General features: G+C 45.1%; 12 protein-coding genes and 1 tRNA gene. 7 read left to right on the top strand and 6 right to left on the bottom strand.

What is annotated here, in order from left to right; genetic code table 11:
- Positions 1–448: 448 nt before the first annotated feature.
- The 3 genes from PPRES148_RS03125 to PPRES148_RS03115 all read left to right on the top strand — a co-directional run bounded on the left by PPRES148_RS03125 (position 449) and on the right by PPRES148_RS03115 (position 5607).
- The gene (locus PPRES148_RS03125) at positions 449–1468 is read left to right on the top strand and encodes a single stranded DNA-binding domain-containing protein (RefSeq protein ID WP_149453189.1); all 1020 of its coding nucleotides are present in this window, start codon (positions 449–451) and stop codon (positions 1466–1468) included.
- Positions 1469–2157: 689 nt separating this feature from the next.
- Entirely contained in the window at positions 2158–2679 is a 522-nt protein-coding gene (locus PPRES148_RS03120) for a hypothetical protein (RefSeq protein ID WP_149453188.1), read from the top strand.
- Between the two features lie 852 nt (positions 2680–3531).
- Positions 3532–5607 (top strand): IS256 family transposase, encoded by a 2076-nt coding sequence (locus PPRES148_RS03115; RefSeq protein WP_149453187.1) that lies wholly within the window; start codon positions 3532–3534, stop codon positions 5605–5607.
- Here PPRES148_RS03115 and PPRES148_RS10765 read toward each other — a convergent pair.
- The 3 genes from PPRES148_RS10765 to PPRES148_RS03110 all read right to left on the bottom strand — a co-directional run bounded on the left by PPRES148_RS10765 (position 5604) and on the right by PPRES148_RS03110 (position 10137).
- Entirely contained in the window at positions 5604–5753 is a 150-nt protein-coding gene (locus tag PPRES148_RS10765; protein ID WP_187820252.1) for a hypothetical protein, read from the bottom strand. The genes PPRES148_RS03115 and PPRES148_RS10765 overlap by 4 nt on opposite strands.
- Before the next feature lie 479 nt (positions 5754–6232).
- Positions 6233–6403 carry a hypothetical protein gene (locus PPRES148_RS10760; protein ID WP_187820487.1) on the bottom strand — a complete coding sequence of 57 codons (171 nt, stop codon included), beginning with the start codon at positions 6401–6403 and terminating at the stop codon, positions 6233–6235.
- A gap of 434 nt (positions 6404–6837) precedes the next feature.
- Positions 6838–10137 (bottom strand): hypothetical protein, encoded by a 3300-nt coding sequence (locus tag PPRES148_RS03110; protein ID WP_149453186.1) that lies wholly within the window; start codon positions 10135–10137, stop codon positions 6838–6840.
- A gap of 1522 nt (positions 10138–11659) precedes the next feature.
- Here PPRES148_RS03110 and PPRES148_RS10755 point away from each other — a divergent pair.
- Both PPRES148_RS10755 and PPRES148_RS03105 read left to right on the top strand, forming a co-directional pair.
- Complete coding sequence (locus PPRES148_RS10755) at positions 11660–11824, top strand: hypothetical protein (protein ID WP_187820486.1); 165 nt, start codon at positions 11660–11662, stop codon at positions 11822–11824.
- 13 nt (positions 11825–11837) lie between these two features.
- Positions 11838–12152: a hypothetical protein gene (locus PPRES148_RS03105; protein ID WP_149453185.1), complete on the top strand. Its 315-nt coding sequence runs from the start codon at positions 11838–11840 to the stop codon at positions 12150–12152.
- A 796-nt stretch (positions 12153–12948) separates the two neighbouring features.
- Here PPRES148_RS03105 and PPRES148_RS03100 read toward each other — a convergent pair.
- Positions 12949–13021: transfer RNA gene (locus tag PPRES148_RS03100), tRNA-Ala, on the bottom strand.
- 433 nt (positions 13022–13454) lie between these two features.
- Between PPRES148_RS03100 and PPRES148_RS03095 the strand changes: the two genes are divergently transcribed.
- Positions 13455–13688: a hypothetical protein gene (locus PPRES148_RS03095; protein WP_149453184.1), complete on the top strand. Its 234-nt coding sequence runs from the start codon at positions 13455–13457 to the stop codon at positions 13686–13688.
- Between the two features lie 213 nt (positions 13689–13901).
- Complete coding sequence (locus PPRES148_RS10750) at positions 13902–14438, top strand: hypothetical protein (protein WP_187820484.1); 537 nt, start codon at positions 13902–13904, stop codon at positions 14436–14438.
- Between the two features lie 206 nt (positions 14439–14644).
- Here PPRES148_RS10750 and PPRES148_RS03085 read toward each other — a convergent pair whose 3' ends face one another.
- Both PPRES148_RS03085 and PPRES148_RS03080 read right to left on the bottom strand, forming a co-directional pair.
- The gene (locus tag PPRES148_RS03085; protein ID WP_149453183.1) at positions 14645–15421 is read right to left on the bottom strand and encodes a hypothetical protein; all 777 of its coding nucleotides are present in this window, start codon (positions 15419–15421) and stop codon (positions 14645–14647) included.
- Positions 15422–15754: 333 nt separating this feature from the next.
- Complete coding sequence (locus PPRES148_RS03080) at positions 15755–16819, bottom strand: LPXTG cell wall anchor domain-containing protein (RefSeq protein ID WP_149453182.1); 1065 nt, start codon at positions 16817–16819, stop codon at positions 15755–15757.
- Positions 16820–17124: the final 305 nt, after the last annotated feature.

Raw genomic sequence — 17124 nt, 5'->3', positions numbered from 1 at the left:
AGAAAAAAGCACATACTTTTGTTTCTATTTATTTTATAAATTAATAGAGACAGATGCTCTTCGGCATGGGCTCGTGTACAATAAACTGAATAAACAAACTAATTATGGAGAAGAATGGGCCCCACCTAATTCATCCTTAAAATTCAGAGTAGAAAAAAACCGCCCAAGGATATTCCGGGTCCGAAGTTTGGCCAAGAGCCGCGGTTTGTAACCCGCTACCTATCAGCCGGTTACGAAGGGCCGAGCAACCTTCATCTCTTGATCGACTTCCTGACACACACACCCGTTCGGATGCTGCCTTCGGCGCGCCTGAAATCGGCCAATTATTGCGAAAATTATATTCAGTATGCTATATTTTCAGCTAGGGGGGCCCATAGCCGGGGAAGTTTTAGGTAAGTCTGGTAACCCTTATAGGCGAATAACAAGAAAAGGGGAGGTGCGATGGCTATTGTACTGGATTTTTAAATCCTGGAGGTATATTGTTAGCCCTTTATGTTCCGTTTGCGTTTTGATGTTTACACTCTCCAATTCTGTTTACGGGACCGAAGGTGGGGTTCTTGGGTCAGATGGAGTTAAGGCTGGTAATGATAGAAACGCGCAGAAAATACCAGGGCGCCCCGCTGCTGATGATGATAAAACTTCGGTGGAGTCACCTTGTTTAGAGGCTGAGAAAGCAACTGAGGAGGTGGTCTCGTGGTTGGAAATGAACAAAATTGATTCGTCAACCAGTATGATTGTTGGTAATCTGCATGCCCAAATGATGGAATTGGCGAGTCTTGTAGATGAAGATTTGCGGGTAAGTGAAAAAGTGGCCCATGGTGTACAGATGAAAGTTAAGGAAGATGCCCCGGATAATGTGAAAGAATCGATAGAAAAGGCGTGGGGCGGTTTATCTATACAAGTTTTATCTTACGACCTACATAAGGAGGGGGTCAAAGTAGGGGACATTGTTAAGCTGCCGTCTGTTGGGGGAGTTTATGGGGAAAGTCGTCATCGCCGGGAAATTGATTCAAATTCAGACCCATCAGTGGATTCTGAGGAGGAACAACCATTTACTGTTTTGGCTGAAATTTCACAGGAAAATGGTAGGAAAAAGCTCTACTTATTTAGAGAAGATGGGAGTTTTGAGTCTGCTGAACAGGATCAGTCTATAGTTTCTGGGGGTTATGGCGGCAATATGGCTGATTTTCAGGAGGGAGGGGCAGATAGAACCCGTGTGAAGAGGAATCCCTATTCCTGTAGCGGTATATGTGGATGGTTATTAGGTTGGGCATGTGGTGCAGCAGGTTACAAATGGATTCTCAAGGTTGTGCCCCGTTGTGTAAGGTTTTGTTGGAACACGTTTGCCTTCGTGGTACCGGCAGCTGTTTGTTCTGCCGCATGCGTTGTAATACACGCGGTGATATGTTACTTGGTACCGGCACATTTATGTGAGCATGGGTGTGAGGCATTCGGTTTTTCTAGGTAATTAAGGGGGACATCAATTTAACCAGCGGATATGTGTCGGTGGTTCTGCATTAGTCTACCCTTATAGTGTTGTATGGTGGGAATTCCCCATGGGTGCGTTGCACAAATACAAATTGCACAGGTTTTTGGACGGGGAGAAGTCCTATCTGATGAAAATTCCTTGTGGATAGACAATAGTTCCGCTCCATTTGGGTAATGGGGATCTCAGAAAAACTATGCAAAAACGATTAACACAACGGATCCCCTAAAACATATGGATGAGAAAAATAAGTGAATTTTATCCAAAAGGGGTGTGAAGGCTGCGTGCAACAGGGTTTCTCTAACCCCCCTTCTAGGGGAAAAAGTTCCTCACACGCGTGGAATGTTGTATTACGATTCGGATTTTTGGCTTTTTTGTTCCATATGCTAATGCTTCTACACATTAGCCTCTATGGTGTGCAATTTGGATCCCTTTTATCTTCCTTTTCCCCACACTTTGGTGCTTTGGATTGGAGCTTCCTATTATTCATTTTTATGATTACAACACATGTATTACCGTTATGGGGTGTCGTTCGGAGTTATTTGTTGTATGTGTATAAGAGAATTGATTTGATACGTACCCACCGGTTAAAATGCTTAGAGATAGCGCAGGAAAGGGGTGTAACTAGGCTACAATGGCATGTTGTTTCATGGGTGGGATTTGTTTGGTTTTTGATTACTATGGCTTTTTCCGCATGGGAGCAAAAATCCTTCACCGCATTAACCCTAGGAATTGTGGGTTGGTGGGGAAGTTTGCATTGGCAGATTCTTCGCGAACGTCATTGGTGCGCCGGGGAAATTAAGGAGGAGGTGGATATTCGTTCCTTTACTGGGATGAGTATAGCCTTCTTATCTCTATATGTAATACCTATATACTTATATATTCATTGGTATTATATATCTTATAATGGATTTTTGGTAATAATCGCGGCGGTATATTCATTTAGGATATTCCCTACTTTTGCCCATTTTTTGCTTGGTAAGCGACCCTTTCTCCTGAAATCCTTTGCTAATAGGGAAGGGAGCAGCGAATTATCCATTACCTCTATATTTTATGACGATTTCGGAAGAATGTACCTTGTTACTGATTTGCGAAAAAAATCAGAAGCTTGGTTTCACAAATATAAGTTTTTTATAATATCATTTTTTTGTATTATAATAATTACATTTATTATTTCTATAATTAATTATTAGGGGTCTATGGGCCTGAGGATAGATCCAGTTATGATGATTTTCCCGGTGAATGGGATAGCCAGAATAACCTAAAATTGGGATTTGATGGTTATTTATGTATTTCATAAAAAAATTTATGTATTCTTATATTCCTATTTATGTAAATCTGATCGCCTCAATCATTTTGCCCTCAATGTCAAAATAAGTCGTAATTGATGAATGGTTTAGACATTATTGTGGTTGCTGGTGTGACCATAAGTACTATGAGAAGATCGGGGACGGTCAGATCTTTCTGTACGGAACCTCCGTACGTCAAAAAACCCGCTCCAGTAAGGAGAAGGGTTTTATTTGTTTAAAAATGTTAATTGGGAATCCAACCCGAACCCTTGTATCTATCTTTCTCTATACCTTTCAGGCCGGGACCGTGCAATTTCTTGTGGGGAATGCCCTATCTATGAATCTAGTCTCACCTTTTCGTAAAGCAATTGAGTAACATAATAACATTTTGTTATGACACTGTTCCTGTTTTGGTATCCCATGGGTATTTATCTTATTTCATATGAATTTTTATAAAATTTTTACTAGGTCCTTGCGCGGAAGACGAACATTGTGTTGTAGTAAGATCCATCCTGTTTATGGTACGTACAAAAACAACAAAAAATCCGTAATGTTGTCAACATTACGGATAAGATGGAACAAGGTTCCATTACCATTACCATGGACAAAGCGATCTGATCAACAAATAGGGCACGATCGCACGATCTGCAGTGAAAAAGAATGAAGCGTTATTATGTAAAAAGGGGATGACTCATGCCCCCTATCTCTGATAGAATATTGATCATCAACAAACAATAAACTCAGAGGAGGGAAAACATGAGCATCCACACCCATAATACAACATTATCAGGAAAAATCAATATCCAAAAAGAAGAGTCATGGATAGCTAGAAATTCGATGAAGATAGGCGACCGGTCCATTGACTCCCCGTATTGTGGAAAAACACTGAAAAGTACGTGTCCCTTCTGTCATAGCCATAATGTCTTAATAGATGAGAAACTGATTCTAACCGATAGGACCATAGTGGCAATGGCAAACGAAAAGCTGGCCCTAGCCAACGAGACAATGGCAATGGCAAACGAGAAGCTGGCCCTAGCCAACGAGACAATGGCAATGGCAAACGAGAAGCTGGCCCTAGCCAACAAGGCAACGGCAATGGCAGCAGGGAATAAGGACACAAAATGGTCTGCGGTAGCCGGTGAGATTGGGAAATTACATAGTACGAATCCTTCCCCTGCCCCCCAAGAAACGGAACACAACCCACTGATCGAGGATTCTCCATCCATAACTTTGCGTGACGGAAAAGATAAAGGTCCGGGGAATGCACGATCCGAAGGGGATGGATATCATCAATTGCACGATCCAAAAACTCGGGATCGATTCTTACGTGCTCAACGTTTTTTCGATGATCTCAAGGAGGGAATTACCTCATGGGGTCCCAAGGAGTGGGAGGAATCTAGGCATCTGATTGAGAAACTGCTATTATTGTGTTGCCCATCGAATCACAAGGAAAAAACGAAGGATTCCTTTCCCCTGAATGGCGTTACTAGCCTTATGTTCCATCACGACGGTGGTAGTATTTTGATGCGGGCGCTGATTGGATTGTTAAAAAACGCATGGATCCCAGAGATAGACCCTCTAACCGACCCAAAGAATTGGAAACCCGTTGTCGAGGACCTATGTAACTTACGCATGCGTGTAGATCGAACCCTCCATTGTCTGAAATATCCCCAGGATGAGGGGAATGGGGTCTATCATCGCGGATATAGCACACTGTTTGGGGAACTAGATCTAGAGGTTCCTAGGACAAGATGGGGATTTTCACCGTACTCGTTACCACGTTATCAGAGTGCAAAGAATACCCTCAAAGATTTCGTTTATCGTCTTTATCTTCCGGGCCTCTCCTTGCGAAAAATTAGTAAACTATTGGAGGAAGGATTCAACCTTCGGACGCCCCCGGAAACGCTTTCGCAGTGGTTGCAACCTTATTACAACGATGCTATACAATATTTCGAAAGGGATCTGAGCACGACAGTATATACAGCCATAGGTATGGATACCCTCTTTGTTCCCATTCGGGAGGAGGGTCGTTATGTTTCGAAGGCGATCGCAGTCAGCACGGGTATCACGGCGGAGGGGAGGCGGGATATAATAGGGATCACCCCCTCGCCTGATGAGAATGTGGAATCCTATGATCAGCATATAGGGAAACTAAAGGAACGGGGCCTGAATGTCAACGATATACGTATCGTTACCACAGATGGGCATAGGGCTTTTCCCTTAGTTGTACGCAAGCATTTTCCTCACCATACGGTTCACCAACGATGTTACGTTCACGCGATTCGTAACATCATGAATGCAGCTCCTAAAAGTATGAAGAAGGAAATGGCTAAGGACGCTTCTTACGTCTTACGGTCTGGGGATATGGGACAGGCACTAGAACGGTGGTCCGAGTGTGCAGGGAAGTATCGGTTTGGAAATAAGGCGACATGCGAAGCATGGGAAAGGCTCAGTCCTAAAAAAATCTCCTTGAGTTTGCAAGCGGCATCCATAACCCAAAACCCCATACTTCTGCCCTATATACTATCCACGAACTACACGGAATCGCTGAATGCTCTGTTTCGTGAGAGAACGAATAGCAAAAAAGGTGGATTCGTTAGTCTTGAGGTAGCGATGAAGGAATTGATGCTTACCGCTTTCTATTGGGTGGGGAAACAAAAAGAAAACCCCAACCCATTGCCTGTCGAGGATCTTCTTTCGATCCCTGCTGACTACGAGTCCGAAATTTCGAACGGAGAACCTCTCCCCACCACGGCTTATGACTTTCATCCCCTCTTATGCACGGAACAAGGGCGGGGTTGTATGGACGATGTCCATACCCTTGATTTCTAGCTAGCACCTTTTGGGGAAAATCCGTCTAAGGCGCCACGACGGTTTTTCCCCGGGAAACTCCCTCCATCCGACGAGTTCTTCCACGGAACGGAGGTACCATATTCCTTCCTTCCAGCATCAGACTGGGTATCCGCCGCCCATCTCAATATCCATTATACCCCTAAATCTCACAACGGCCTGTCCAGCCCATTATTTTCTGAATTTACAATAAATTAGTGATTAAAGGAAACACCTTATAAATATAAGATAAATACCCCTGGGATACCAAAACAGGAACAGTGTCATAACAAAATGTTATTATGTTACTCAATTGCTTTACGAAAAGGTGAGACTAGATTCATAGATAGGGCATTCCCCACAAGAAATTGCACGGTCCCGGATAGCATGAATCATAGGGATTGGGAAGAAAGCAGAAATAGTATGGAATCATGTGTTTTTTGCGATTTAGATTGAAAATTTGGTAAAGTAAGAATCTCCTTTTTCCCAATCCCTATAGGATTCATAATAAGAATGGACGAGAGGAGGCCGGAAGACGGGAACGAATTTTCTATCTATACAAATTAATAAGATAATTATGCTTAAAAAAATACAGGAAAAGGTCACCCAAGGAAGCAAAAAAGTGGGACTAAAAATCCCCTCCGAAAAATGCACACACCCGTCCGGATGCTGCCCAAAGGATTGCAAGTTTAATTTCTTCTTTGGTGGAACACCAGTGCCACTGATTCGCAAAGCATTCCATCCATTCCTCTACCTCTTTCAAATTCGACTGTTCCATGGTACAACGCCCTGGGATCATCTGTTATCAACCTCCTTTTTTATAGTATAAAGAGGATTGTATAGGAATAACAGATGGTCCTCAAGTTTCTTTGGCAGTAATTTTCAGGTGAAACATAAAAGTTGTTTCGAATGTACATGGGAGAAAGGGGTCACATCTTGTTTTGTGTATATATTTCAGAATATTATTATAAATATCGATGACCCGGCCGTAATTTGGAAACCGAACTGCTATGGATAATATGATTTATTAAAATTATATGTAATTATTTTTATGAATCCGCAAAGGATCATTCCCCATTTTTATTGGAACCTCAAGAAACAATTGTGAACCTTGTTAACCGCGCCAGCACCATTTATTCATAACCCCTTAATTATACGGTGTTGTACCATGGAATTTCGCCTTATTCAGGTACTAGGTCCCGGGGATTCCGTACAAAAACATTGGAACGACCCTTAGTAATATGGTGCGGATCTCTCAGGGTATTTCAACAGAATTACTGCTTGCTCTTCCCCTCCCCTCCGTGCCGCCCTCTCGTTTATTGCACGAAGAACAGTATCAAGTTTCTCATTCGCACTATTTTCACTCCTCCATGCATCGCCTAACATCCTCAAATGTGTAACCCCCATTTCAACGAGCTCCTCCATGTAAATCCTCCTATTTTTCGCTATTTCTACCTCCTTTGCTTCTTCTAACACCCTTCCTATCCACCCTTTCCTCTCTTCCTCACCCTTCGGTGTCCTCTCCCTTGCTACACGGGTTGCTTCTTCCCATATTTTCCCCTCCCTATCAAAATACAAATCCCGCAACTCCTTGTATCGTCGTCTTTCGTACTCCCCCTTCTTGTTCCTATTTTCCCCCTCTATCCCCTCCCCAGAACGTTCTCTGTGTTTTATGTACCCCGTTCCCAACCAACGATTTGTTGCTTCCCTTAATGTTTCAGAATGCTCTTTCTCCGTCCCAAAAGTTTTGCGTGCTAACTCCGCCGGATTTGTTTTCCCCACACCTGTATTCGATTTTCCCTTACTTATGAACAGCACATCTTTTATATGATCCCAGATCGCTTTAATCTCATCCTTAATCCCCATCGAATTTTTCCCAATCGCCTTTGTAGAAGAATGACTGGTGAATGTATTCTCAGTATTCTGTTGGGGGGCCGTGGGAGGGATACCCCCATTCGTGGGGTAGGTACTATCCATAGTCCCCGGGGCGGGCTTCATCCCTATCGCCGCCCTCCCATCTTCTTTTTCTTGCGCTCTCCTATATTCCGTACGGAGCGCCTTCTCAAGCCATGTATACGCATTTTTTTCGTTCTCCTCCCGTGCCCTTTCGTACTCCATACGAAGTACCATCTCAAGCCATAGATACGCATTTTTTTTATCATATTCCGACCATGCCAGTAATTTAGAATCTGCTACCCCCATTTCAGTGAGCTTTTCTATATAAGTTCTCCTATTTTCCGCTATCTCCACGTCCTCCTTTGCCTTTCTCAACATCATCGTTGTTCCCCCTTCTTCCCCCCCATCTTTCGGTACTTCCCTCCTTGCTACCCGAGTCACCTCTTTCCATATTTTCATGTTTCTCTCAATTCTCAAAGGTTCTAATATTTCTGTGGGGAAAACATCATTCAAGGTTCCAAAAGTTTTATTAATATTAAATAATTCTGTATGGGTAATGGGTATGGGCCTGTTGTCCACTGTTTTTGTGGGGGAGATACCATCTACGGGGAAACCATCATCCATACGGGAACTGTCGTCACCCATACGGGAACTGTCGTCATCCATACGGGAACTGTCGTCATCCATACGGGAACTGTCGTCATCCGTTGAAGATCCACCCTCCATTAGAGATCTACCATCCGTAGCGGATTCGTATGTTTCGGGGTAATCTAACTCAATGATTGCCTGCTCCTTCCCCTCCCTCCGTGCCTTGTTGTTTACTTCACGAAGGGAAACACGAAGAAAATAATTCGCATAATCCTCCTCCTTCTGTGCCTTTCCCACCATACTTAGATCTGCTACCCCTATTTCAGCGAGCTCTTCCATGTAAATCCTTCTATTTTTTGCTATTTCCACCTCCTCTGCCTTTCCTAATATATCCGCTATTTTTCCTTTCCTTACCCTTTCCTCCTCCCCCTTTAGTATCCTCTCCTTCGCTACACGGGTCGCCTCTTCCCATATTTTTATATCTCTATCAAAATACAAAGAATGCAAATCTATAAGTCTTTTGCGTTCCCTTTCTTCATCCCTCCTTGCCTCCTCTTCCTCCCCGAGCTCTCTAAGCTCTGCTTTGCGTCTCCTGTCCTTTGCTACTTCCACCCTATGTCTTGCCTCCCCTAACGTTTCGAGCCTCCCTTCCATTGTCCCAAAAATTTTGCGCGCTAACTCCGCAGGATTTTCTTTCCCAATCCCCATTGTCCTCCCCCCAACTTTCTTCACTCTCCTCATAAGGGAATGACCAGTGAATGTACCATCAGCATTTTGCTGAGAGTTCGCGAGGGAGATATCCTCATTCGTGGGGGAGATACTATTAGGTGGAATACTATCATCCATGAAACCCAACGTCGCTGAGATACCTGGTTGCCGATATCCTATTTCGTTCCTCTTCGCATTCACTCGTGCCATACCAACCTGTCCCTGCTTCGTTGCTTCCGTAGTCTCAGGATCGAACAACCCTATCGACGCTGCCCAATCTCTCTCCTTGTGCGCCCTTTCGTTCTCTGCACGGAGCTCCATTTCAAGCCATACATCGGCTTTTTTTTCATTTCCCTCCCGTGCTTTTTCGTATTCCGTACGGAGTGCCATCTCAAGCCATAGATACGCATCTTTTTTATCATTCCTTGCCAATTCTAATAATGAATTATAAATTCTAAAATTATCAGAATCTTCTGCTCCCATTATTTTAGAGAGTTTTTTTATATAAATCTCCCTATTTTCTGCTATCTCCACTTCCTCCTTTGCTCTCCTTAGTATCATCGCTGTTCCCTCTACTTCCTTCCCTTTCCCTGGTACCTCCCTCCTTGCTGCACGGGTTACCTCCTTCCATATTTTCATGGTTCTTGGGGCTTCTGATATGTTCCGCGCAAAAAAATCATCCCACGTTCCGAAAGTTCTGCGCATGTTCAATACCTCTGCATGAGCAACGGATGTGAGACTTTCCCCTGTGTTCGTGTGGAGGACACCATCCATGGGAGGGGAACTACCATCCACAAGGGATCCATCATCCTCCATAGCGGACCCGTACGTTGTGGACGATGAGGACTTTGTATTCTTGGCCCCAGTACGACTACTGCTCGAACCTGTTGATCCCCTAGAAATTCTCCTCAACTCTGCACGAGCAATGGATATGGACCTTTCTCCTGTGTTCGTGTGGGGGACATCATCCGTGGGGGAGGAACCACCATCCATAGGAGAATCACCATCCATAGGGGAACTACCATCCATAGGGGAACTGCCATCCACAGGAAAACTACCATCCATAGCGGATTCGTACGTTGTGGACGATGAAGATCCTGTCGAACTTGTTGATAGCCTAGGACTTCTCCTTTTTATACGAGACCTTGTTTCCCCAGGTTTACCACGTTCGAGATCGTTTTCTTTGTGTAACAATATATCCCCATGTGGGGATGATAGATTTTGGATATCGGGCACGGCTAGCCTACCTGGAAAGAAAGCTGCAGATTTATGGGAAAGGCCCCATAATGTAGGAACGACAAAAAAAATAGAAAACGCATATCCCTTATTTATTTTATTCATTTTCAATGTTACCTCCGTATTTTAAAATATATTAACCAATAAAAGCAAATAAGGGTGGATAATTTTATGATTACCGTCCCGTATAGGGTAAGGAAAAGAGGACACCGGAAAAAATACATTTAGAGAGCCAAAAAACACTCTGTGTTCGGAGGCACCCCATTGTGAATGTGAATCCCTGAAAGGGGGGTATTCCCCCATCTTCGGAACTTCCGAGACTATACACATCTGTTCGAATGCTGTCCTGTGTTCCCCCAACAGTTGTCTCTAAGTTCTTCTGTAAATTTTCTGAAAATAATTTTTAGGGTAATTTTAACATTTGCATAACATGGAAACAGGTTATCAATTTTCCTGTACAACATTCCATGAATAATTAAAAATCTTATAGTAATAAAAAATGTAATCATATTATATTCTATCGTACAAATTCTACCTTACAATTCCTGTTTTGTAAAGAGGGTTGCGTTCGATCGCGTGAGTAAAATCCCCAGGGTGGGTTGCCCCGGGGATTCCTTGAAGAGCTTACCCTACTAAAGGAAGGGTCTCCCCTTGAACCTGAATCACTAAAAAAATCAGGATTTCGACTAAATATCGGGTCTGGGGATTCAGTTCAGAAAGTGGGGGGCAAAGCATCCTGTTGTGAGTAGTGAATTCCTGAACAGAGTTTTCAGAAGAAATTTACCCCCTTCCTAACGTCTCATTCCACGATAGAATAGTTGCTTGAATGCATCGAGGAATCTTTTTTTGACCCCCTACAGGACTAATACTCCACTCTTAAGGAAGACCCCACCTACTCGGAGATTCGGGAAACCTGGGGACAAAAATTGGTGAAAACAGAATCAGACAAGGAATGAAAAATAAAACACGGCATTCTTGGCCTGTGGGAAATGGAATCCGTTATGAAAACCCAACGATGAGGATGTACCTACTACAGGAACAAACTCAACCATGTGTAGGCATTGGTTGGAAAATAAAATAAATATGAGAATTTTTATAGGTAAATTTTCTCATTAACGGCAATGCTACCTCCAGCAGCGAAAATAGGGGACCATGCAATTTCTTGTGGGGAATGCCCCATCTATGAATCTAGTCTCACCCTTGGGTAAAGCAATTGATAACATAATAACATTTTATTATGACACTGCCCCTGTTTCGTATCTTTGGGTGATGAACCTTATTTCATATGAATTTTCACGAAATTTTTACTAGGCTCCTTGCGCGGGAAACGAACATTGTGTATTCCACTGCATAAGATCCATTTCTGTTTATGGGAAGCACAAAAACAACAAAAAAATACGTAATGTTGTCAACATTACGGACATGACGAAACCCTGTTCCATCACCATGAACAAAGCGATCCGATCAACAAATAAGACGCTATCACACTATCAGGAATGAAGGTTGTCGTTATTATGTAAAAAAGGGATATGACTCACGCCCCCTATCTATGGTAGAATGTTGATCAGCAAAAAAAAATAAACCCAGGGGAGGAAAACCATGAGCAACCTACCATAGCCATAATGTCTTGATAGATGATAAATCGGTTCTAACCGATAGGACCATAATAACAATGGCAAACAAAAAGCTGGCCCTAGCCAACCGACACCGACAAACGGCAATAACAAACGAAAAACTGGCCCTGGTCCACGAAACAACGGCAATGACAGCGGGAAATGAGAGTACAAAATAGGCTGCGGGAGCCGGTGAGATTGGGAAATCCTATAGTACGGATCCGTCCTCCGTCCTCTCCCTCCCGAGGATACAAAACCGTAACAGAGAATGATCCGCAAGCAAGGAATGAGGAAACGAAACACGATCCATCGACCGATGATTTTCCATCCATAACTTCGCATAACAGAAAAGATAAGGATCCGAGAGATGCACCATTCGAAAGGGATGGATATCAAAAATTGCACAATCCAAAGATTCGGGATCAAACCTTATGTTCCCAACATTTCTTCGATGATCTCAAGAAAGGAATTACGTTAAGGGGGTCCCAAGGGGCGGGGGAAATCTAGGCGTCTGATCGAGGAACTGCTATCACTGTGTTGTCCATCGAACAACAAGGAAAAAGCAAAAGATTCCCCTTCCCTGAAGGACATTACCAGTCTTATTTTCTATCACGACTTATAGTAGTATTTTGGTACGGACGCTGATTGGATTGCTGAAAAACGCATGGACTCCGAAGATAGACCCCATAACCTGCCCAAAAAATTGGAAATTTGTTGTCGAAAACATATGCAACCCGCGCATGCATGTGGATAAAACCCTCCACTGGCAGGAAAATCCCCAGAATGAGGGGAATGGGGCCTTCATCACGGATACAACACACTGTTTAGGGAATTACATCTAGAGATTCCTAGGACAAGATGCGAATTTTCACCATACCCGTTACCACGTTATCAGAGTACAAAGCATACCCTCAAAGATTCCATCTATCATCTTTATCTTCCGGTCTTTTCCCTGCGGAACAGTAGCGACCTCCTGGGAGAATTTAACCTTTGGACGCCCCCGGGTGTCGGGTCAAAAGTTCCTAGTGAGGCTCCCGAATCTGCAGGAGCCTATCCATTATGGAGGGAAAGCGGTCCCCCACCTAATTCATCCTTACAATCCAGAATTAGAAAAGAACCGCCCGAGGATATTCCGGGTTCAAAGTTGGGCCAAGAAAGCCAATACAACACCAATACCAGTATCCATAAACACAGTTTTTGGACAGCAACCCTTACAAACCAAAATGGAGGGCTACTCGCGCCCCCTCAACACGCAACCTCAGGTAATCCTACATCAACTCGTCGGTAAACAGGAACACCTCAATGGAGCATAGCGGGCTCGAACCGCTGACCTCTACGCTGCCAGCGTAGCGCTCTCCCAACTGAGCTAATGCCCCCCATGACCCTACCGGGATCCATTGTAATCGACTGATTACCCACCGTCAAGCCCCCATTTCCCCCTTGTCATACGTAAAAGCATCGCCCTAATATAAAGAAAATAACTCACTGAAAGAAATGGACAAAATGGGGCAATTCTGTCATCCTATTATCGAAATCCCCCCACGATCCTGTGATAAGACCCCATGCTATACCAAAGACCCCATTCCCAGCCAGCCCACCCTCCGATCTGTATCAACCGTAACGATCCAGATTGGTATAGATGATCCCAATCATTTCTTCCCCCGGGTATAAGTACAGGGGATCAGCAAGGTAACACTAAGGTGGCATATACGCAAAATCGTAGATCCTGCTTGCCCAAAATTATCCCTCACTACTTTGAAAAATGAATGTAGATTTTTCTAAATTACTAATCCAAAAGGGGTGCAAACCATGCGATTTTCACAATTACTTTTTAATACATGTATGATTTCTACATTGATAGGCTGCTACCTTCTAACACCTACTCCATGGGCTTCCGCCCTAGAGGCCGCTGAGATACTACCTCCCCCCCATACAGCTACCGAATATGGTAATTACATTAAATACGCTGTCATTGCTCTCATTGTGGCGGCCGCGATACTGGTTGGCATGCGTATCCTCCGCAAGAAGCGTAACCAAAGGTAAACCCCTAAAATATCCGTTGGGATGAATGAACCCTTCCCGGGGATATACTGGGCATACTGGTTATACATCCGCTATTTAGTCTCCCCGACAACAAAATCCTCTGGAAAAACGCATAAGAAAACAAGGATTTGCGGAACCATAGGAACGTCGGAGGTGCAACTCATCGCTACTTTACACCTATCCGTACAACATGGAGAGGGGTTTTCATCCATTATGAAACAACTGACACCACTTTGCCTTACTGCCTTTCTGGGCTGTACCGTAGCCAGCCTATGCTGCCCCTCCGTCGGTGCAGCGGATCCATCCATGTCTACTACCACCGATATGAAGAGTAGTGTCATACCCTCTTCTGGGGGAGAACCACCTGAGGCCGGTGGACCCGGCGGACCTGGTGGACCCGGTGGACCCCCTGGCGGGGAACCACCAGGAGGACCGCTTGGAAAAAAAGGACCTAAAGGTGGACCTGGTGGACCCGGTGGACCCCTTGGCGGGGAACCCGGTGGACCCGGCGGACCCGGTGGACCTGGTGGACCCGGTGGAGAACCCGGCGGACCCGGTGGACCCGGTGGAGAACCCGGCGGACCCGAGGGAAAACCACATGGAAAGGGCAAAAAAAGGGGTAAAAAGGCGCTCCCCTCGACAGCAACCCATTACCCAGAAGCCATCGCAGCAGGTTTGGCCGTGTCTACCCTTGCCGGCGCTGCTGCTCTTTACTCCCGCAGATTACGCCGCAAAGCCCTCAAGCGATAGAAAAACTACCACACGGAACAAACCCGATCGCCTGCCATGCCTGCTGCAGCCGCGATCGGGGTCCCTATAATACATCATGGAAAAAATCATTGACCCCCCCATACATAAATGGGAGAAGCACCCCCGTCCATGAAAAAATAGCACGGGTCGAAGGGACCGCGCGCAAATCCCCCGCGGTCTTATTCATACTGACCTAAACTTTTAGATTACTTTGCGCTACGTCGGCGTCGTACTAAGTATAGGACTAAGAGGGCAGACGTACCCAACGCTGCTAGGGCCGCCCCGCCCATCAGATCGCCACGATAGTCCGTACCTGTCACCGGTAATTTAGTAGAACCTGGGTATTTCTTGGCCGAAGCAGCAACAGATCTCCCCTTGTACTCGTCCGGGTCACTACCCGATGATTTCTTGGAAACAAGAGGGGATTCTACTCTCCCTCTACTCCCATCCTGATCAGAACCATCCTGGGAATCCCTTGCCACCCTCGCTTCAAACTTGTGATTCACCTTCCCTTGGGAATCTACCTTGACAGGTCCTTTAGCAACCACCTGACCATCAAACCTAACCTCAGCATCTAAGGTCTTGTTTTGCTGGCTCTTTAGGGACAATTTGCACTCCTTGAGCTCCGTACGGAAAGAGCCCCTTTTTACCACGTGCTTGTCCTCACACAAAGACTTACCATCCATAAGAAATCTAAGGGAAACCTTTATTTCCTCGCTCCCTATATCCCCCGTAAAACTAACCTTATCACCATTGATGGAGACGGAAACCGCCTCCCCCTTCCCACTCACATTGCCCAATGAACCCGATGCAGAAATAGCAGGAATAGGGGAATCACTACGACTACCACCGGGGGACTTGCCTAAAGCAGCCAGACTGTTATGATCTCCACCTGCCTGGGGTGCAGCCAGTCCTTGATTAGGGGCAAATGAAATTGTACTAGCCAAAGACATCACACCCAGATTGAAAATAAGTCGCCTCATTCATTCAACCTCTTTTCTGAATATTTGCATAATTTTAATCAAAGGAAAACCCTTCCCTGCTTTCCGAAGAGGTCCTTACCTTCCCAAGACCTCCATCCATAAGGGCGCTCGAGGAAACCAGATCGACCATCACACCTAACGGACCCATCCTAACACAACCCGGCCGCCATGGCAAATGATAGTGCACATTTTTTCCTAAAAATCCTCCATCAGGTATCCATGAACCCCCAACGAACCCACAAAACAAGACCCCCTCTGCTGACACTTATGTAAAAAGCCTGCGGATATACCGCAGGCCTTCCCTTTCACCAAAATGACCTGTAAGCAAGAAGATCACCTTCTAATACGACCCACGTTCGTCATCCTACGCCCTCTCAAAAAGAAGAGCGCTGTCAAACCCACCATTCCCACAGCCCCTCCCAAAAGGATGCTTGAAACATAGTCATTACCCGTATCCGGGAGGGCGGAAGAGGATTTGCCTGAGGATTTGGAAGAAGAAGATTTACTCGAAGAACTGGAGCTAGATTCCTTCGACTGCGAGGAGGAGCTACCGCTGGCCCCAGATACTTTAGAACCCGCTGATTTCCTGGCTACTACTTCCCTACCAACAAGGGAGGCCTTGCCATCTTTAACAACAACTGAACTACTGGAAGAACTGTATACCACCCGAACGGATGATTCTGCCGATTTATTAGCTGATACGGTAATCTTAGCAGCATAACTGCCATCCGCCGCACCACTATTACAGGCCTGAGCCGCATTTTGACTGATGACCTGCGAACAAACATCCACCACACTACCTTGGGAATCCAACAACTCAAGACGAACCTCATTCAGCTTCAACCCGGGCAAGGAAGAAAAGGAAAACTTCCCACCTGATGACTGCTGGATCCTAAGCTGCGAAACATCAACTGCCGAAGCCTGTGAACCACCAACAGAAGCCTGTGCAGACGCCTGCCCTGAGGAACCGGGCTGTACTCTAACATCAGCACGGGAAGATGCACGATTTGAGTCCAAATCGCCAGACGAACTATTAGAAGGATCCCCTGGAAAACCACCCGAACCGGAAGATTGACCAGAATCTGCACTGCCGGGGGCAGAACCAGAGGATTTGTCGGAACCTCCGCTATGGGAAGCAGAATTAGGAGATTTGCCAGAACCTTCGTCGCTACGGGGAGCAGAACCGGAGGACTTGTCAGAAGAATCCACGCTACCGGGGGCAGAAACGGGACCCCCGCCAGAACTGGAATTGATCGTATCCTTACTATCATTCCCCTGTGCCCTAATACCAACATCAAGGGATGTTGGAAATGCCAAAGCTGTCGTCAAAAGTAAAGCAGTAGTAATTTGTTTCAATTTCAATTTTGTCGACTCCTTAACATGATAAATGATTTTCACTGCATATAAGGGCCATCCTCAACGGGTATGTCCCCCTAATCAAAACAGAGCGTACAACCAACCTAGGATTCCTTACACCATAATGAGCTGCACTTACCCCCACACCCCCAGGAGGTATCCCCCTCTTGGGCCTACAGATTCCCATGTACGATCATTTCCCTGGTCTAAATCTATGTCGTCATCGTCACCCATGCGCATTCGTTTTTTTCGTTTCTAGGGGAATACCATAGAACATCCCAATTGAACCTGGGGAGAGAAATGTCACTATGACTATTATTATTAATTTTCTGAATATTTTCTCTGTT

Origin of the sequence: Pasteuria penetrans (genome assembly GCF_900538055.1) — a bacterium.
Taxonomy (GTDB): domain Bacteria; phylum Bacillota; class Bacilli; order Thermoactinomycetales; family Thermoactinomycetaceae; genus Pasteuria; species Pasteuria penetrans.
Note: the sequence above shows the minus strand (reverse complement) of the source record. Positions and strands in the feature narration are given on the sequence as shown.

Excerpts from the sequence above, each read along its gene's own strand:
- PPRES148_RS10750 (WP_187820484.1), top strand. The coding sequence starts at position 13,902 with ATGAAACAACTGACACCACTTTGCCTTACTGCCTTTCTGGGCTGTACC.
- PPRES148_RS03115 (WP_149453187.1), top strand. The coding sequence starts at position 3,532 with ATGAGCATCCACACCCATAATACAACATTATCAGGAAAAATCAATATC.
- PPRES148_RS03110 (WP_149453186.1), bottom strand. The coding sequence starts at position 10,137 with ATGAATAAAATAAATAAGGGATATGCGTTTTCTATTTTTTTTGTCGTT.
- PPRES148_RS03095 (WP_149453184.1), top strand. The coding sequence starts at position 13,455 with ATGCGATTTTCACAATTACTTTTTAATACATGTATGATTTCTACATTG.
- PPRES148_RS10760 (WP_187820487.1), bottom strand. The coding sequence starts at position 6,403 with ATGATCCCAGGGCGTTGTACCATGGAACAGTCGAATTTGAAAGAGGTA.
- PPRES148_RS03085 (WP_149453183.1), bottom strand. The coding sequence starts at position 15,421 with ATGAGGCGACTTATTTTCAATCTGGGTGTGATGTCTTTGGCTAGTACA.